This window comes from Nocardia sp. 149-1B (assembly GCF_057747975.1).
Genome location: NZ_CM173233.1, coordinates 4,877,581 through 4,894,769, shown reverse-complemented (window position 1 = coordinate 4,894,769; position 17,189 = coordinate 4,877,581). Strand labels below are relative to the sequence as shown.

Here is a 17,189-nt window from a genome sequence, read left to right as displayed (position 1 = left end):
CTATCTGCTGCCGATCTGGCCGGGGGACGACCGTTGTGTCAGGTGCGTGCGTCAGCCGAAGCAGACCAGCGGAACCGGGGCGGTGTCGGCCGTGACAGCCGGCACCGCCGCGGCCAGGGCAGCCGCGGGGTCGGCGCCGGCGGCGAGCTGCTGGTGGACGGCGACCAGGACGTCGTACGCCGCGCGATCGTTGACCGCGGCCGCGGACGCGATGACGCAGCGGGCGCCGGCGTGCAGCCACGCGGTGGCCATGCCGATCAGCTCGTCGCCCCAGCGGACCGTCGAGCGGCCGACCTCGCACGCGGAGAGCAGCACCACGTCGGGCACCTGCCGGAGCTGGTCGATGTCGTAGCCGAACCACGGCCCGTCGGCGAGCTGGAGGCCGGAGAACATCGCGTTCTCCGCTGCGTGCCGGCCGTGGGCCGCGACGTGCAGCGCGTCGACGCCAGCGGCGAGCTCGGAGACCGCGGCAGCGCTGGCATCCGCGCCGGTGAGCACCCGCGCGTCCTTCCACTCCTTGGCCGCCGCGATCACCTCGTCCTCGGCCCGGGCCACGCGCGGGCCGGCCACGAACCCGGCGGAGCCGAGCCGCAGCGGGCCCGTACGCCGGGCCAGCCAGCTGGTCGCGGACTGCGCGACCGTGACCGGGCGCCCGACGAAGCCGGGCAGCAGCGTCCACGGCACACCGGCGAGCACCCCGGACGGCGTCAGCACGACAGCCCGATCGTCCACGGCCTCGAGCACCGGCGTCACGAGCACGTCCGCGATCGAGGCCAGCCGGTGTGCGAGCTCGGTGCGGACGAACCCCGCCATCGCGCCCGGCAGCTCGGAGGCGGCCACGTCGAGGTCCGGCAGCAACCCGCCGAGCAGCGCATCGATGCGCGCGCGCTCGCCGAGGTCGACCCAGGTCGCAGCGTCGGTCGTCACGACCAGCGCGACCACGCGGTCGGCCGCGACGACGTAGGCCACCAACGCGGTGTCGGCCGCCAACGCAACCTGCAGCGCGGGGAGCGTCACCGGGTCGGACACCGCGCCCGAACCGCGGTGCTGCCAGGCCCGCTCGCGGATCCGCTGTCGCAGCTCGGCCTCGCGCTCAGGATCGCGCCGGCCGCCCTCGGCGGCCATCTCGCGCAGCTCGGTCAGGTCCGCGACGATCTGCTCGTCCTCGGGCGCGCGCACCGGCTGCACCCGGCTCGCCAGCATCCGCGCCCGCTCCGACCACTCGAACAGCACCTCGGGCTTCCCGGACTCCACCGCGAGCGCGAGCCCGCGCGCGGCGAGGCGTACGCCGTGCCCCGCGACACCGGTCTGCAGGTCGAGCGACCCGAACGAGCTCTGCCAGGCGTGCAGGTCGTTCAGTCCGGCTCGCAGGTGCTGGAGTGCAGCCGCACGTCGGCCTTCGGCCGCCACCAGCTCGGCCCGGACGTCGCGGTCGAGCAGGCGCAGGCCCAGGGGTGCGTTGTCCCGCGGCCTCGAGCCGAGGAGGGCGCGCGCGGCTGGGACATCACCGCGCCGCCCGTAGAGGCGCGCCATCATCAGGCGCACGCTCTCGGCCTGCCAGAGGGATCCCTCCGATCGGAGAGTCTCGAGGAGAGGGACGCCCCTGCCCAGGACGGCTGCGCTGGTCCGGCCGAGGTCGACCTCTGCCGCGAATCGGACCGCTTCCGCCCGGTCACGCCACGACGTGGCTCCGCGTCGGGTGAAGCGCGCGGCGGCGCGTCTCGCGAAGACCGCCGCGTCCCCGGGTGCGGTCGAGGCGAGCGCGCGAGCGATCGCCAGCTCGGCCTCGCCCTGACTCTGAGTCATCCGCCTTCGGCCGTAGACGCGCGCGGCCTCCTGCAGATCGGCGACGCTACTCGTCTCCAACCCAGCCGCGGCGAGCACCTCGGCTCGATCCTGGTTCGCGATGGCGTCGCCGACGGGACTCTGTCCATAGAGGACTCCGCGCGCTCGGTCCATCTCCACCAGGGCTTGGGCCAGGTCGCCCGCCAGGAAGAGCGCGTATCCCAGGTTGTGCCGAGCGATCGCTGCCTCCTCAGGCACGCCCGCCGTGTCGAGGATGGTGACCGCGTCACGGAAGTCAGCCACGGCAAGTGAGGCCGAGCGCTGGTCGAGATGGACGGTTCCGCGGTTGATGAGGGCCCGTCCCCTCTCGATCGGGTCGGTGACCAGAGGGATCGCCTCGCCGAACGACGCCAGCGCGTCGATGGGCCTCCCCTGCTTCAGCTGGAGGAGTGCCAGCTGACACTGGATGACGCCGCGCGTGTCAGGCTCGAGGCCGACGGTCGCCAGGGCCTCGCGGCAGATCGAGACCGAGTCGTCCGTCGATCCCGTCTCGAAGGTCAGGAACGCGACGCTCGCCATGACCCGCGCCCGGAGAGCCGGCTCCGCCGCGAGCTCACTCGCGCGACCCAGGAGCCGTCTTGCCGTGTCGTACCGACGAGCATTCACAGCACGAACACCGCGCTGGTGCAGCTCTTCGGCTGTGGTCACACGGACATCATGCTCGGATCGACGTCGTTCGCTCCACGACTGTCCAACCCCGACGCACCGCATCCTTCGCGCTCTCGTCGCCCGGCCCTTCCGGCAGAACGCCGACGAGCTCCCGGGCGAGGAGGCCGGCGAACAGTGGGGCCGCGAACGACGTGCCGCTCCACACGGCGAAGCCACCGCGGAAGTCGTCAGGGTCGATGCTCGCCCGCCGGCGACCGTAGGCCTGCGTTCGGGCCACCGGCTCGTAGCCGCCCTGGAAGGGCGGATGGGTGCTCATCACCGACGCTCCCGGCACGTAGGTGCGCACCCACGGGCCCGTGTTGGTGAACAGCGCATCGGTCTCGAGGTTCGGGTTCAGCGCGCCCACGGACACGACCGGCAGACCCGTGGCCGACACGCTCACCGGGCCATCTCCATCGCTCCACGGAGCAAAAGCAGCCGGGAAGGACGGCCTGCTGGTGGCGTCGTTGCCAGCCGAGCAGACCACCAACGTGCCCAGCTCCCCCAGCTCCGCCAGAATGGCGTAGAGCGTGGGATCGAACAGCTCATCTGCCGGGGTCTCGTGGTAGTAGCCCATCGACAGGCTCAAGACGTCGATGGCGTGACCACCGGACTCGCCCGCACGGTGCCGTCGGACAAGCTCGGCGATCTGCGCCAGCGCGGCGATCCAGTCCGACTCCACCAGCGGACCGGCCGAGGGCACCACGCGCCAGGAGAGGATGTCGGCATCTGGGCACCCCTGGTGCACCAGGCCGGCGATGAAGGTCCCGTGGCCCGCAAGAGGGTCGATCTCGCCGTCCAGGGGCCCCACCTGGTCCCCGTCGAGCTCCGGGTCGGTCGCAGGGTCGCCGTAGCCGATCCGGACGCCGTCGAGCGTGACGTCCTCGCGCACCACCCCGTCCAGCCACGGGTGCGGAGCACACCCCGTGTCGAGAATGGCCACGACGGGACGCCGGCCCGCGATCTGGTCGCTGTCTCGTCGGGCCGGTCGCGGGCCGACGTACGCAATCGGTTGACGGCCACCCGAGCCGGGGACGCCGTACGTGCCCAGCGCCTGCGAGCTCGAAGCACCCTCTTCGGGGTGCGACACGTTCCACGGGTGCGACACGTTCCACGGGTGCGACACGTTCCACGGGTGCGAGACGTTCCACGGGTTCGACTCGACCCCGCGACTCGTGAGCACGTGGTCCAACCCGACACCCTTGACGGCCTCGACCCCGAACTGCGCCCGCGTCTGCTGGAGCAGGGTCCACCCATCGGGAGCGATGGTCGCCTGGTTGGAGCCGATCTCGATGCGCACCGGACGAACGCCGAACTGCAGGTTCGCGGTGCGCGGGTCCTCGCGCTCCGGCACGACGTCCCAGCCCAGCGGCTCTGCGACGGCGCGCAGCACCGCGAGGGCGCCCTCGAAGTCGACGGACTTGGAGACGACGAGCCGCGGCCCGACATACACGGTGGGCCGGGGGGTGACGCCCTTGACCGTGATCGCCGTGGCCGGGTCGAGCACCCGGCCCGCGACCGCCGCGATGAACGACGGGCGCGGAGGGGCCGGGTCGCGGTCCATCGGCTTGCGGACCGGGCGCTTCTTCTCGGGCTGCTGCACCATGTCGGGCGGGCCTCCTAGATCTCGAACGTCGGCGTCGCGAACGCCGGGCGGGTGGCGTCGTGGGGCTCGAGGCGCAGCCGGAGCAGCCCGAGCGGCAGGCCGGTGAGCTCGAAGCGACCCGAGTCGCTGACGACCGCAGCGTAGGGCGCGGGCACCTCGCCCGGCAGCGCGCGCACGGTCATCGGCTCCGGCGGCACCACCCAGCCGTCGACGCGGGAGCGATCGCCGTCGACCGCGACCCGCAGCAGCAGGTCGGTGTCGCCGTGCACGAAGCGCAGCGTGTACGCCGAGGAGCCGCGCGCGCCCGCCAGCTCGCTCGACCGCTCGACGAGCTCCATCAGCTCGGTGTCCAGGTCGCTGGCGGCCATCGCCGCCGCGGCTTGCATCGTCGCGACCAGGTGCTCGGGCACCGGGTCGTGGCGTTCCCACACGTCGCGGACCACGCCCAGCAGGTCCTCGCGGCTCAGCTCGCTCATCGGTACTCCCCCGTTTCCATGGCACCCGTCTGCATCAGCGCAACGCGCAACTTCGCCAGGCAGCGGCCCCGGGTCGGGCCGATGCTCCCCACCGGCATGTCCAGGTCGGCCGCCAGCTCGCGGTAGTCCGGCCGGTTCTCGAACGCGACGATGCGCAGCAGTCGGCGGCAGCGCTCCGGAAGCCCGTCGACGGCCGACCACAGTCGGTCACCCTCGTCGCGCTGCACGACCGCGTCCTCGGCCGAGCGCTGCCGCGGCAGCATCGGGGCCAGGTCCTCGTCGTCGGCCGGGGTCGCGGCGGCCGTTGCCTTCGCGACCCGCCAGGCCTCTCGCCGCGCGGTCGTGGTCAGCCAACCGCCGACCGCGGTCGCGTCCAGGATCGCCGCGCGCCGGCGCACGAGTGCCAGCCACGTCGTCTGGATGACGTCCTCGGCTGCCGACTCCGAGAGCCGGTAGGAGCGCACCACGTGCCACAGCACCGGCGTCATCACCGCGACGAGGTCGTCGAGACCGCTGGACTCCCCGGTGACCCAGCGGTTGAACCCGTCCGTCGCGCGCTGCCACACCAGATCGGCCTGGCCCGCCGGACCCGCCGGCCGCACGGCCCCGATGCCGCTCATGGATCGTGATGCTCCTCTGCGTCTCTCGGTCAGTCGCCCAGCCACCCGCTCGGTCATGATCACGGCTCCCAGGAGGCGGGGAGACGCGCGCAGATACCTGGTCTGTACCAGTTCTGCACCCGCTCCCGACATCGTGGCGGTCGAGGGGCGTCGAGCGCCATGGCCTGGATGGGTGCCTGGCGAGACGGCGTGCGTCGTTCGGTAGCGTGGCCAAGGTGCTGAGCGTCCGCGAGATCTCCGAGAGCGACCATCTGGCGCTCCTCCGCAGCCGACGCTCTGCGAGCTTCCTGCAGACCCCGGCCTGGGGCCGGGTCAAGGCGGAGTGGCGGCGCGAGTCGATCGGCTGGTTCCGCGGTGACGAGCTCGTCGGCGCGGCGCTGGTGCTCTACCGCCAGCTGCCCAAGGTCAAGCGGTTCCTCGCCTACCTGCCCGAGGGTCCGGTCATCGACTGGGAGGCCGACGACCTCGGTGGCTGGCTCGCGCCGATGGCCGCGCACCTGGCCGACCGCGGCGCGTTCGGGGTGCGGATGGGCCCGCCGGTCGTCACCCGGCGCTGGGACGCCTCGACGATCAAGGACGGCATCGCCGACGACGGCGTACGCCGCCTCGGGGACCTGGCGCCCACCGAGCGCAGCCGGACCGGCGCCCGGGTCACCTCCCAGCTGATCGAGCTCGGGTGGAAGCCGCAGGCGGTCGAGGGCGGCTTCGCGGCCGGGCAGCCGCAGTACGTCTTCCAGATCCCCCTGGCCGCCCGCACCGAGGACGAGGTCCTCGCCGGGATGAACCAGCTGTGGCGGCGCAACATCAAGAAGGCCGCCAAGGAGGGCGTCGAGGTCACCTCGACGAGCTCCGCCGGCCAGGAGCTCGACGCGTTCCACAAGCTCTACGTGCACACCGCGGAGCGCGACCACTTCACGCCGCGGCCACTGGCCTACTTCCGCACGATGGTGGACGCCCTCAGCGCCGAGGACCCCGACCGGATCCGGCTCTACAGCGCCCACCACGACGGCACGCTGGTCGCCGCCACGATCGGCATCCGGGTCGGCGCCCATGCGTGGTACTCCTACGGCGCCTCCTCCACCGAGAAGCGCGAGGTCCGCGGCTCCAACGCGATCCAGTGGCAGATGATCCGCGACGCGATCGCGGCCGGCGCCGACGTCTACGACCTGCGCGGCATCACCGACACCCTCGCCTCGGACGACCCGCACCTGGGCCTGATCCAGTTCAAGGTCGGCACCGGAGGCGAGGCCGTCGAGTACGTCGGGGAGTGGGACCTGCCGCTCAACCGGGCGCTCTACGCGGCGTTCGCGCTCTACATGAAGAGGCGGGGATGAGTCTCAACCTGACCGTCGACGGTGAGCGTTGGCGCGCCCACCTGCGGGCCGTCGCCGAGGCGACGCCCGGCCTGGTCCCGGTCGCCAAGGGCAACGGCTACGGCTTCACGCTCGGCCGGCTCGCCCGCAAGGCCCAGTGGCTGGCCGACCAAGGGCTCGGCGGTGACGTCCTGGCGGTCGGCACCTACGACGAGCTGCCCGAGGTCGCGAGCCGCTACGACGGCGACCTGCTCGTGCTGACCCCGTGGCGGCCGTTCGGGGCGGCGGTCGAGCTGGACGCGAGGCTCGCCGACCGGGTCGTCCACACCGTCAGCCGGCCCGAGGACCTCGACGGTCTGCTGACCCGCCAGCCGGACGCCCGGATCGTGCTCGAGCGGACCACCAGCATGCTTCGGCACGGGATGACGGCCCGCGAGCTGTGGAGCACGCCGCGGATCCTGGCCGACCATCCTCGCGCCCGGGTGCAGGGCGTCGCGATGCACCTGCCGCTGGCGCACGGCGCCCACCTCTCCGAGGTGCAGCGGCTGATGAACGACGTGGTCGCGACCGACCTGGCCCTGGACACCGTCTGGGTCAGCCACCTGGCCGAGGACGAGCTGGCCGTGCTGCGCGCGGCGTACCCCGACTTCACGTTCCGCCCCCGCGTCGGCACCGATCTGTGGCTCGGCGACCGCGGCGCGCTGCGGGTGACCGCGACCGTGCTGGACGTGCACGCGGTCGAGCGCGGCGACGCGTTCGGCTACCGGCACCGCACCGCGCCCAAGGCCGGCCACATCCTGGTGGTCAGTGGTGGCACCGCCCACGGCATCGGGCTCGAGGCGCCCACCGGCGACGCGAGCCTGCGCTCGCGGGCGGCCACGTTGGCCCGTGGCGGCCTGGACGCGGCCGGGTTCGTGCGCTCGCCGTTCTCGATCGACGGCAAGCAGCGGCTGTTCGCGGAGCCCCCGCACATGCAGGCCTCGATGCTGTTCCTGCCCCATGGCGCCCGGGTGCCGGCGGTGGGCGACGAGGTCGACGTCCGGGTGCGCTACACCGCGACGACGTTCGACCGCGTCGTCGTGAGCTGATCCGCGAGCTGCGCTTCCCGCACCGGGTCGTTGCGCGGGCTCCAGATGTCGCGGACCACCATCGCCACCAGGTAGAGCTCGGTCGCGAGCCGCAGCAAGATCGCGGCCCAGTAGAAGCCGGCGTCGCCACCGGACGCGGGCGCCAGGTAGCCCCCGAGGTACCACCACACGGACGCGAAGTAGAGCACCTCGCCCGCCTGCCAGATCAGCAGGTCCCGCCAGCGCGGCCGAGCGAGCACGGCCAGGGGCAGCAGCCAGAGGACGTACTGCGGTGAGTACACCTTGTTGACCAGCAGGAACCCCGCGACCACCAGGAACCCGAGCTGGGCCAGCCGCGGCGTCGCCGGCGACCTCAATCCGAGCAGCAGGACACCCACGCACCACAGCCCGAAGAACAGCCAGGACCCGACGTTGATCGTGTGCGGGTCGAAGGTGAACGGGTGCCCGGTGCGGTCGAGCGCCTGCTGCACGACCAGCCAGATCGAGCCCAGGTCGGCACCGCGCTCGGAGTTGAACGTCCAGAAGACCTTCCACTCCGCCGGCCCCGAGACGTACGCCGGCGCGTTGGCCACCACCCAGGCCGCGACCGCCCCGGCCGTGGCCAGCGCGAGGTCGCGGAGGCGGCGCTGTCGCAGGCAGATCACCAGGACCCCGCCCAGCAGGAACAGCGGGAACAACTTGACCGCCGTACCGAGCCCGATCAGGACGCCGGTGAGCACCGGCCGGTCCCGGGCCCACGCCCACAGCGCACCGGCCACCAGCACCACGGCGAGCAGGTCCCAGTTGACCAGGCCGGTGAGCAGCAGCGCGGGTGAGAGCGCGAACGCCGCCGCGTCCCACGGCCGCCGCGGGTGCACCCCGGCGAGCAGCCAGGCCGCGAGCAGGGTCACCACCGCGAAGCCGAGCGCGTTGACGATCACGAAGATCCGCATCTCACGGTGCACCTCGGGCAGCGCGGACATGTCTCCCACCGACCGGCCGTAGCGCGTCGACAGGTCCGGGGAGCCGTTGAGCCAGTGGGTCACGTGGGCCGCGCCCCACGCCCAGTAGGAGATGCCGACCGGATACTCCATGACCTCCGGGTAGCGCGCCCGCACCTGGGCGTCGTCGCTGTAGGGCCAGTTGAGCTCCGCGAACCCGCGACCGGTGTAGAGGTAGGGCAGGTCGGAGTAGCACATGTGGGTGTAGCGGGCCTGGCCGTCCTGCCAGGTGTCCTGGTAGCAGTTGTTCTTCTGCACCATGCCGAGCGCGAGCACGACGGCGGTCAGCGCGAGCACCACGCGCACCGGCGTCCACCACCGGTGCCGGCTCGCGCGAGTGCCGACGGGTCCGCCCACGCGCTCGCTGAGCGCGCCGACGACAGGGTCGTCATCGGTGGGGTGGACCCACCCGCGCCCCGCCGCCGGCATCAGCCGATCCGCACCCGGCGTCGGCCGCGGTGGCCGCGTCCACCCTGCGAGGCGCCACCGGCCGGCGGCGTGCTCGGGTCACCGGAGGGCGTCGGCGAGCCGGGCGGCGGGCAGCCGAGCAGCCCGCAGCTGTCGGTGGGCGACTCGGTCGGCGTCGGCGAGCTGGTCGGCGTCGGCGAGCTCGTCGGGGTCGAGGACGCGGTCGGGGTGTTGCTCGGCTTGGGGGTCTTCGTCGGCTTCGGCGGCGGGGTGTAGGGGTCGTGGCCCTGCGTGGGCGCCTCCCCGTCCAGGTTGGCCGGGTCCGGGAAGTCCTCCGGGTCGACGCCCTCCATGTCCTTGGCCATCACCGCGGTCCAGGTGCGCGTCGGGTAGTTGGCGCCGAAGTAGCCGGACTGGCCGCCGTAGTCCGGCAGCCAGCCGTCGAGCTGTCCTTGACCGGTGCCGCGCACGTACATCACGGCGGTGGACAGCTGGGGGGTGTAGCCGACGAACCACGACGACGAGACCACGTCGCTGTCGCCCTTGACGGCCGTTGCGGTGCCGGTCTTGCCCGCGGCGGGCCGGTTGAGAGCCAGCGCCGCAGAACCGGTGCCGGACTTAACGACCTGCTGCAACGCGTACGACGTGTCGGCAGCGACGTCCTCGTCGATGGCCTTGTGGGTCGACTGCTTGAACCGGTACTTCACGTTGCCGGCGCGGTCGACGACCTTGTCGATGACGTGGACCTTGGCCGCCTCGCCACCGTTCGCGATGGTGGCGTAGCCGTTGGCCATGTTGATCGGCGAGATCGTCGCGGACCCCAGCGCGATCCCAGCGATCGGCTCCAGCCCGGGGCTGTTGTGCAGGTTGTCGTAGCCCGTCTTGCCCTTGTCCCAACCCGGGATGCCCATGTCCTCGGCGGTCTTCATGATCTTCTCGGGCCCGTCCGGGATCGCCATCGTGAGGTCGGCGAAGGCGGTGTTGATCGAGTCCTCGGTGGCCTGCAGGAGGCTGACCTTGTCGCCGTAGTCCGTACCGAGACCGTCGGGTCCGTAGCCCTCGTTGCGCACCCGGTCCCCCGTGCCCTCCCCGTTGTAGTAGTAGGGCGAGTTCCCCGCGAACGCGTCCTTCAGGGAGAAGCCCTCCTTGAGAGCGGTCGCCACGGCGAAGGCCTTGAAGGTCGAGCCCGGCGACCCGCCGGTGACGGCCCAGTTGATCTGGGACTGGAGGTAGTCCTGGCCGGCGTAGAAGCCCCGGAGAGCGCCGGTGCCCGGCTCGACGCTGGCGACCGCGACGTGCAGGTCCTTGTTGCCCTTCGGTCCCATGTCGGGCCGGACCTCCGCCTGCCCCTGCTCGGCGGCGGCCATCGCCTTCTTCGTGAACGTCGTCGTGACCCGCAGGCCCTCACCGTCGATCTGCTCGTCGCTGAATCCCAGCCGGTGCAGCTCGTCGCGCACCAGCGCCAGCATGTGGCCGCGCTGGCCGCCGAGCTTGCTCTCGGCCTTGATCGTGGGGAACTTCGGCAGGGACTTCTCTGCCTTCGCCGCCTCGTCGGCGGTGATGTTCCCCGCCTCGGCCATCCCGTCGAGCACGTAGTCGTAGCGCTCCTTGAGGGCGTGCTTGTTCTCCTTGCCGTTGGCCGGGTCGAAGTGCGTGGGGTTGTTGAGCACGCTGGCCAGGACCGCGGACTCGCGCAGCGAGAGGTCCTTGGCGTCCTTGTCGAAGAACGCCTGGGAGGCCGCCTGGACGCCGTAGGCGCCGCGCCCGAAGTAGATGGTGTTGAGGTAGTCGCGCAGGATCTCGGACTTGCTCATGCTGCGCTGGACCTTCAGCGAGAGGATCGCTTCCTTGATCTTGCGCTTGTAGGAGCGCTCCTGGCTCAGGTAGAGGATCTTCACGTACTGCTGGGTGATCGTGGACGCACCCTGGGTGGAGTTGCCCGACGCGTTGCTGAACGCGGCGCGCAGGATGCCCTTGGGGTCGATGCCCTTGTCGGTCCAGAAGGACCGGTTCTCGGCCGCGACCACGGCGTCCTGGAGGTTCTGCGGCATGTCACCGAGCGGGATCGACACGCGGTTCTGCGTCGCGAAGCTACCGACCTCCGACTTGCCGTCGGCGTAGTAGACGAACGAGGTCTGGGCCTTGAAGTCCTTGTTCGGGTCCGGGATGTCGATGGCCCGGTAGAGCACCACGAAGGCACCGACGGCCAGCAGCACGCACACCAGCCCGACGGCCGAGAGCCACTTGCCGACCCGCAGCACCTTCTGCTTGCGGGTACGGGGCGGCTTGGACTTGTTCGCGCTCGTCTTGCTGACGGCGGGGCCAGCGGCCCTGCGCTTACCACTCACAGTCGTTGGCTCCGCGGGTCGGGGTCGAGATCCTCGTCAGCGTACGGGGGCCGGGCGGGACCACCCAAGATGCGGCAGGCTCGGCGTGACCCGGGTCTCATGTGCGCGCCGTACCGGTACCCGATTCGCAACGCGCGGATATATCGCTACGATAGGTCGCATGGCACGTCGTGCGGAGACCATCGAGCTGGCAGTCCTCGGACTGCTGCACGAGGGACCCATGCACGGCTACGAGCTCCGCAAGAGGCTCAACCTCATGCTCGGATGGGGTCGGGTGCTCTCCTACGGATCGCTCTATCCCACCCTGAAGAAGATGCTGCGCGGCGACCTGATCGAGGAGGCCGCGACCACGGTCGCCCCGGTCACCCGGCGCCCGCGCATCGTCTACCAGCTCACGCAGTCCGGGCAACGTGAGTTCGAGCGCCTGATGACGGAGGTCGGTCCCACCGCGTGGGAGGACGACAACTTCGACATCAGGTTCGCGTTCTTCAGCCGCACCGACATGGAGATCCGGCTGCGCGTCCTCGAGGGACGCCGTACCCGCCTCCAGGAGCGGCTCGAGCGCGTGCAAGGCCAGCTGTCGATGACCCAGAAGGAGGTCGACAGGTACGCCGTGGAGCTCCAGCGACACGGGGTCGAGTCGGTCGAGCGCGAGGTCCGGTGGCTCTCGGACCTGATCAACGCCGAGCGCAGCGGCAGCCCCGGCGCCAGCAGAACCACCAGCACCACCCCGAGCAGCATCCCTAGCAGCACCAGCGGCGGAGCTGTCGAGCCCGCCAACTCAGCCGCGGCAGAACCTGCCGCGGTGCAGCCCCCCGAGGTCAGCGGCCAGAAGTAGCGCCTCGCCTCAGACGAGCAGTCCGACCCACTGTGGCGGACAACGGAAAGGAACAACCCGATGGGTTCGGTTCGTGTAGCAATCGTGGGAGTGGGCAACTGCGCCTCCTCCCTGGTCCAGGGTGTGCACTACTACCGGGACGCCGACCCGACGGGAACGGTGCCCGGACTGATGCACGTCGCCTTCGGTGACTACCACGTCTCCGACGTGGAGTTCGTCGCGGCGTTCGACGTCGACGACAAGAAGGTCGGCAAGGACCTCTCCGAGGCGATCAACGCCTCCGAGAACAACACCATCAAGATCGCCGAGGTCCCCACGCTCGGGATCGACGTCCAGCGCGGTCACACCCTCGACGGCCTCGGCAAGTACTACCGCGAGACCATCGAGGAGTCGGCGGCCGAGCCGGTCGACGTCGTCCAGGTCCTCAAGGACACCCAGGCCGACGTGCTCGTGTCCTACCTCCCGGTGGGCTCCGAGGAGGCCGACAAGTTCTACGCCCAGTGCTGCATCGACGCCGGCGTGGCGTTCGTCAACGCGCTGCCCGTCTTCATCGCCTCCGACCCGGTCTGGGCCAAGAAGTTCGAGGACGCCGGCGTCCCGATCATCGGCGACGACATCAAGTCGCAGGTCGGCGCGACCATCACCCACCGCGTGATCGCGAAGCTCTTCGAAGACCGCGGCGTGGCGCTGGACCGCACCTACCAGCTCAACGTCGGCGGCAACATGGACTTCAAGAACATGCTCGAGCGCGAGCGCCTGGAGTCCAAGAAGGTCTCCAAGACCCAGTCCGTGACCTCCAACCTCAAGGGCGAGCTGGCGAGCGCCGGCGCGCACGACCGCAACGTGCACATCGGCCCCTCGGACTACGTCCAGTGGCTCGACGACCGCAAGTGGGCCTACGTCCGCCTCGAGGGTCGCGCGTTCGGCGACGCCCCGCTGAACATGGAGTACAAGCTCGAGGTCTGGGACTCCCCCAACTCGGCCGGCATCATCATCGACGCCATCCGCGCGGCGAAGATCGCCAAGGACCGCGGTCTCGGCGGCCCGATCATCTCCGCGTCGTCGTACCTGATGAAGTCCCCGCCGGTGCAGCTCCCCGACGACGAGGGCCGCGCCCGCGTCGAGGCGTTCATCAAGGGCGAAGAGTGAGCGTGAGGAACGAACGCGCACTCGTCTCGCCCGCAGGTTGAGCAAGCCCCGCGGCTGAGGAACGAAGCCGCGACGGGCGCGTCGAAACCAGGCGAAGAGTGAGCGTGAGGAACCAACGCTGACTCGTCTCGCCCGCAGGTTGAGCAAGACCCGCGGCTGAGGAACGAAGCAGCACCACACCGACCCGCCAGGACCAGTCCTGGCGGGTCGGTGTCATTGTGGCGGGGTCGCTCCCCGCGCTCAGCGCAGGTGGCCGCGCCCGCGGACCACGGTCTTGTTGCCGGCCAGGTCCAGGCGGTCGCCCGGTACACAACCACCCCGTGGGCACGGACCGACTGCCGGACCTCGCCTGCCGAACGTTGCGCGAGGGCGGCGCGTACGCCGGCTCCGGCTCTAGACCGGGCCTTCGCCGACGAGCCCGCACTGGTAGGCGAGCACGACCAGCTGGGCGCGGTCGCGCACGCCGAGCTTGGTCATCGCCCGGTTCACGTGCGTCTTCACGGTGGCCGGGCTGAGCACCAGACGGCGGGCGATCTCGTCGTTGGTGAGCCCGTCGGCGACGTCGCGGACGATCTCGCGCTCGCGGTGCGTCAGCGGGGCGAGGAGCGCGGGGCTGCGGACGGGTCCCGGATCGGGATGGGCGAGGAACCGCGCGACGACACTCGTCGTCGCGACCGGCGAGAGGAGCGCCTCCCCCCGGTGGACCACCCGGATGCCAGCCAGGAGCTCGCCGGGCTCCACCGTCTTGCCGAGGAACCCGCTCGCCCCGCTCCGCAGGGCCTCGAAGACGTGCTCCTCGATCTCGAACGTGGTGAGCACCAGCACCCGAGTGTGGGCGAGCCCCGGATCGGTGACGATCCGGCGAGTGGCCTCGAGGCCGTCGATCCCCGGCATCCGGATGTCCATCAAGACCACGTCCGGGCGGGTGGCGCTCGCCAGCTCGACGGCAGCGAGCCCGTCGCCGGCCTCACCGACCACCTCGAGATCGGGCTCGGCGTCGATCACCACGCGGAGCCCGCTGCGGATCAGGGGCTGGTCGTCGGCCAGCAGGATCCGGATCATGCGGCGACTCCCCGGTTCGTCAGTGGGATGACGGCGGCCAGCCGGAACGATCCGGTCCGGTCCGGTCCGGCCTCCAGCGTGCCACCAAGGGCCGTGACGCGCTCTCGCATCCCGGTGATCCCGTGCCCGTCGGTGCTCCGGGCCGCGGCACCGGACCGCAGCGGGTTCTCGACCCGGATCACGACGGACCCGGGCAGGTAGCCCAGGTGCAGCAGCACCCGTGAGCCCGACCCGTGGCGGCGGGCGTTCGTCAGCGCCTCCTGCACGACGCGGTACGCCGTGAGGTCGACGGCCGGCGGCAGCGGTCGGACGTCGCCGTCGTGGTGCTCGTCGATCTCGAGCCCGGACCGCGCGAAGCCGGCGATGAGCGCGGGCAGGCCCGCGAGCCCCACCGTCGGGGCGAGTGAGGAGGCCGGCTCGTCGCCGCGCAACAGGCCGACCGTCGCATGCAGCTCGGCGAGCGCCTCCCGCGCGGCCACCCGCACGTGTCCGAGCGCCTCGCGCGCGGCCGTGGGGCTGCTCTCCAGCACGTGGTCCGCGACACCCGCCTGCACGGCGACCAGGGCGAGCTGGTGACCGACCACGTCGTGCAGCTCTCGCGCCAGGCGCAACCGCTCCTCGGTGACGCGGGCCCGCGCCTCGGCCTCCCGGTCCCGCTCGGCTCGCTGCGCTCGGTCCTCGACCTCGGCCAGGTAGGCACGCCGAGTACGGGACGCCTCGCCCAGTGCCACCGCCAGGGCGCCGAGCGCGGTCAGCGCCAGGTTCTCCGGGCCGATCCACGAGTTCGGCTTGATCAGCACGTGGACCGCCCCGAGGACGAACACCACGACGCCACTGACCACGAGGGTGGGGCGGCGGCCGCTGCGTTCGACGAGCGTGTAGAGCGCGATGAGGGGCGCGGCCAGGATCAGGTCGCCGCTCTCACCCTGGAGCAGGGCGAGGTAGACCTCGGCCGCGACCGTCGAGACCACCAACGCCGAGACGGCGCGGCGACGACGGAGCAGGAGCGCTCCGCAGGCGACGGCGGCGGCCACCACCTCCGCCGCGCCGAGGCCCGGCCCCGAGGGAGTGACGTCGGTGGCGGTCGTGACCAGCACGACCGCGAGCAGGAGTAACGCCACGGCGGGATCGGTGTGCCGGTGGCTGTGACGCAGCGTGTGCAGCCAGGCGGCGCGCACGACACGGGGCATGACCCCCACGGTAGGGCTCCGCGCGCCGACGTACGTCAACCGTGGGGATCAGCCGCGAACTACCACGGTCGTGGCAGTTCCTGGCTGCCATCAGCGACGGACGCGCCGGGCGCCGAGCCGCGACAGGCTCGAGATCGCGCCGGAGCGGCGCGTCGAACAGAGGAGTGGACGATGGCAGAGGTCGCGCTGCACGCGCTGAGCAAACGATTCAAGGACACGGTGGCCGTGGACGGGCTGACGACGCAGTTCGCGGCTGGGGCAGTGACCGGGTTCCTCGGCCCGAACGGAGCCGGCAAGTCCACGACACTGCGGATGGCGCTGGGGCTCATCCGGCCCACCAGCGGCACCGCGCTGATCGGCGGGCATCCGTACGGCGACCTGCGCGACCCGCTGCGCACCGTCGGGGCGGTCCTGGAGTCCGGTGCCTTCCACCCCGGCCGCAGCGGCCGCAACCACCTCCGGGTGGTGGCCCGTCTCGCCGACCTGACGCCGTCGCGGGTCGACGAGGTGCTCGACGCGGTCGACCTGACGGCCGCCGCGGAGCGCCGGGTGGGTGGCTACTCGCTCGGCATGCGCCAGCGGCTGAGCCTCGCGACGGCGCTGCTCGGAGACCCGGAAGTCCTGGTGCTCGACGAGCCGGCGAACGGGCTGGACCCGGCCGGGATGGCGTGGCTTCGGGGACTGCTCCGCGGGTTGGCCGACGAGGGGCGCACGGTGGTCGTCTCGAGCCACATCCTGGCGGAGGTCGCCCAGACCGTGGACCGTCTGGTGATCCTCGGCGAGGGCCGGCTGCGGTTCGACGGGACGGCCACCGACCTCACGGCGTACGGCGAGACCCTCGAGTCCGCGTTCCTGCGGCTGACGGCCGCTCCTGCGGAAGGTGCGGTCGCATGAAGGCCCTGGTGCGCGCCGAGGTGCTCGGCCTGCGATCGATCCGGACGCCGTGGCTCGTCCTGCTCGCGGCGCAGCTGGCCCTCGTGGTCGGGGTGGCCGGCCTCGTGCTGAACACCGACACCTCGGATCCCGGCCTGCCCGCCAAGGCGGTCGCCCACGTCGGGCTGATCTCGCTGTTCTCGCTGGTGCTCGGCATCACCGCGGTGGCCGGGGAGTACCGGCACCGGACGATCACGGTCGCCTTCCTCGCGACCCCACGACGTGGTCCGGTCGTGGCGGCCAAGCTGGTCGTCTACTCCGCTCTGGGCCTGGCGTGCGGGCTGGTCGCCGCCGTGATCGCGTTCGCAGCCACCGCGGCTGCGCTCGCCGCGGACGGGGTGTCGATGCCGATGTCCGACTCCGACGTCTGGTGGACCCTGGCCGGCGGGGTCGCGTGGAACGTCGCCTTCGCCGCGATCGGGGTCGGCATCGGCGCCCTGGTCCGCAACCCGTCCACGGCGGTGGGAGCGGCGCTGGCCTGGCTGGCCCTGGTCGAGGGACTGGTCGCCCAGCTCGCGGACGGGCTGGGCCGCTGGCTGCCGTTCGCCGCCGGAAGCGCGTTGGGGCGACTCCCGGGCAGTGACGGGCTCACGCCGGGCGCCGCCGGAGCGGTCCTCGCCGGTTACGCCGTGGCGTTCGCGGTCGCGGGCGCCTGGGTCGTGCAGCGCAGCGACGTCACCTGAGA

The 17,189-nt window shown here is 71.8% G+C and carries 14 protein-coding genes; 6 read left to right on the top strand and 8 right to left on the bottom strand.

Annotated elements, in window-relative coordinates; genetic code table 11:
* Nucleotides 1-51: 51 nt before the first annotated feature.
* The 4 genes from AC3ANS_RS23465 to AC3ANS_RS23450 form a co-directional block, all read right to left on the bottom strand.
* The gene (locus tag AC3ANS_RS23465) at nt 52-2,364 is read right to left on the bottom strand and encodes a CHAT domain-containing protein (RefSeq protein ID WP_488293978.1); all 2,313 of its coding nucleotides are present in this window, start codon (nt 2,362-2,364) and stop codon (nt 52-54) included.
* A 136-nt stretch (nt 2,365-2,500) separates the two neighbouring features.
* Nucleotides 2,501-4,099: a S8/S53 family peptidase gene (locus AC3ANS_RS23460; protein WP_488293977.1), complete on the bottom strand. Its 1,599-nt coding sequence runs from the start codon at nt 4,097-4,099 to the stop codon at nt 2,501-2,503.
* Between the two features lie 14 nt (nt 4,100-4,113).
* The gene (locus tag AC3ANS_RS23455) at nt 4,114-4,575 is read right to left on the bottom strand and encodes a hypothetical protein (protein WP_488293976.1); all 462 of its coding nucleotides are present in this window, start codon (nt 4,573-4,575) and stop codon (nt 4,114-4,116) included.
* Nucleotides 4,572-5,195, bottom strand: coding sequence for an RNA polymerase sigma factor (locus AC3ANS_RS23450; RefSeq protein WP_488293975.1), 624 nt, complete (start codon nt 5,193-5,195; stop codon nt 4,572-4,574). Before AC3ANS_RS23450 ends, AC3ANS_RS23455 begins: the two co-directional genes overlap by 4 nt.
* 215 nt (nt 5,196-5,410) lie before the next feature.
* On the opposite strand from AC3ANS_RS23450, the gene AC3ANS_RS23445 reads away from it, so the two are divergent.
* Together AC3ANS_RS23445 and AC3ANS_RS23440 are read left to right on the top strand one after the other, a co-directional pair.
* Nucleotides 5,411-6,529 carry a lipid II:glycine glycyltransferase FemX gene (locus tag AC3ANS_RS23445; RefSeq protein ID WP_488293974.1) on the top strand — a complete coding sequence of 373 codons (1,119 nt, stop codon included), beginning with the start codon at nt 5,411-5,413 and terminating at the stop codon, nt 6,527-6,529.
* Nucleotides 6,526-7,596 carry an alanine racemase gene (locus AC3ANS_RS23440; RefSeq protein ID WP_488293973.1) on the top strand — a complete coding sequence of 357 codons (1,071 nt, stop codon included), beginning with the start codon at nt 6,526-6,528 and terminating at the stop codon, nt 7,594-7,596. The genes AC3ANS_RS23445 and AC3ANS_RS23440 overlap by 4 nt, the downstream gene beginning before the upstream one ends.
* Here the strand turns inward: AC3ANS_RS23440 and AC3ANS_RS23435 are convergent.
* Entirely contained in the window at nt 7,557-9,005 is a 1,449-nt protein-coding gene (locus AC3ANS_RS23435) for a glycosyltransferase family 87 protein (protein WP_488293972.1), read from the bottom strand. The genes AC3ANS_RS23440 and AC3ANS_RS23435 overlap by 40 nt on opposite strands.
* Complete coding sequence (locus AC3ANS_RS23430; RefSeq protein ID WP_488293971.1) at nt 9,005-11,332, bottom strand: transglycosylase domain-containing protein; 2,328 nt, start codon at nt 11,330-11,332, stop codon at nt 9,005-9,007. The genes AC3ANS_RS23435 and AC3ANS_RS23430 overlap by 1 nt, the downstream gene beginning before the upstream one ends.
* A gap of 160 nt (nt 11,333-11,492) precedes the next feature.
* On the opposite strand from AC3ANS_RS23430, the gene AC3ANS_RS23425 reads away from it, so the two are divergent.
* Nucleotides 11,493-12,170, top strand: coding sequence for a PadR family transcriptional regulator (locus tag AC3ANS_RS23425; RefSeq protein ID WP_488293970.1), 678 nt, complete (start codon nt 11,493-11,495; stop codon nt 12,168-12,170).
* A gap of 60 nt (nt 12,171-12,230) precedes the next feature.
* Entirely contained in the window at nt 12,231-13,319 is a 1,089-nt protein-coding gene (locus tag AC3ANS_RS23420; protein WP_488293969.1) for an inositol-3-phosphate synthase, read from the top strand.
* Between the two features lie 393 nt (nt 13,320-13,712).
* Here AC3ANS_RS23420 and AC3ANS_RS23415 read toward each other — a convergent pair whose 3' ends face one another.
* The gene (locus AC3ANS_RS23415; protein WP_488293968.1) at nt 13,713-14,381 is read right to left on the bottom strand and encodes a response regulator; all 669 of its coding nucleotides are present in this window, start codon (nt 14,379-14,381) and stop codon (nt 13,713-13,715) included.
* Nucleotides 14,378-15,571, bottom strand: a complete 1,194-nt coding sequence (locus AC3ANS_RS23410) for a sensor histidine kinase (RefSeq protein ID WP_488293967.1) — start codon at nt 15,569-15,571, stop codon at nt 14,378-14,380. Before AC3ANS_RS23410 ends, AC3ANS_RS23415 begins: the two co-directional genes overlap by 4 nt.
* A 171-nt stretch (nt 15,572-15,742) precedes the next feature.
* Between AC3ANS_RS23410 and AC3ANS_RS23405 the strand changes: the two genes are divergently transcribed.
* Nucleotides 15,743-16,465 carry an ABC transporter ATP-binding protein gene (locus tag AC3ANS_RS23405; protein WP_488293966.1) on the top strand — a complete coding sequence of 241 codons (723 nt, stop codon included), beginning with the start codon at nt 15,743-15,745 and terminating at the stop codon, nt 16,463-16,465.
* Entirely contained in the window at nt 16,462-17,187 is a 726-nt protein-coding gene (locus AC3ANS_RS23400; RefSeq protein ID WP_488293965.1) for an ABC transporter permease subunit, read from the top strand. Before AC3ANS_RS23405 ends, AC3ANS_RS23400 begins: the two co-directional genes overlap by 4 nt.
* The last annotated feature ends 2 nt before the right edge of the window (nt 17,188-17,189 follow it).

Excerpts from the sequence above, each read along its gene's own strand:
- AC3ANS_RS23465 (WP_488293978.1), bottom strand. The coding sequence starts at position 2,364 with ATGGCGAGCGTCGCGTTCCTGACCTTCGAGACGGGATCGACGGACGAC.
- AC3ANS_RS23460 (WP_488293977.1), bottom strand. The coding sequence starts at position 4,099 with ATGGTGCAGCAGCCCGAGAAGAAGCGCCCGGTCCGCAAGCCGATGGAC.
- AC3ANS_RS23455 (WP_488293976.1), bottom strand. The coding sequence starts at position 4,575 with ATGAGCGAGCTGAGCCGCGAGGACCTGCTGGGCGTGGTCCGCGACGTG.
- AC3ANS_RS23450 (WP_488293975.1), bottom strand. The coding sequence starts at position 5,195 with ATGAGCGGCATCGGGGCCGTGCGGCCGGCGGGTCCGGCGGGCCAGGCC.
- AC3ANS_RS23440 (WP_488293973.1), top strand. The coding sequence starts at position 6,526 with ATGAGTCTCAACCTGACCGTCGACGGTGAGCGTTGGCGCGCCCACCTG.
- AC3ANS_RS23435 (WP_488293972.1), bottom strand. The coding sequence starts at position 9,005 with ATGCCGGCGGCGGGGCGCGGGTGGGTCCACCCCACCGATGACGACCCT.
- AC3ANS_RS23425 (WP_488293970.1), top strand. The coding sequence starts at position 11,493 with ATGGCACGTCGTGCGGAGACCATCGAGCTGGCAGTCCTCGGACTGCTG.
- AC3ANS_RS23420 (WP_488293969.1), top strand. The coding sequence starts at position 12,231 with ATGGGTTCGGTTCGTGTAGCAATCGTGGGAGTGGGCAACTGCGCCTCC.
- AC3ANS_RS23415 (WP_488293968.1), bottom strand. The coding sequence starts at position 14,381 with ATGATCCGGATCCTGCTGGCCGACGACCAGCCCCTGATCCGCAGCGGG.
- AC3ANS_RS23410 (WP_488293967.1), bottom strand. The coding sequence starts at position 15,571 with ATGCCCCGTGTCGTGCGCGCCGCCTGGCTGCACACGCTGCGTCACAGC.
- AC3ANS_RS23405 (WP_488293966.1), top strand. The coding sequence starts at position 15,743 with ATGGCAGAGGTCGCGCTGCACGCGCTGAGCAAACGATTCAAGGACACG.
- AC3ANS_RS23400 (WP_488293965.1), top strand. The coding sequence starts at position 16,462 with ATGAAGGCCCTGGTGCGCGCCGAGGTGCTCGGCCTGCGATCGATCCGG.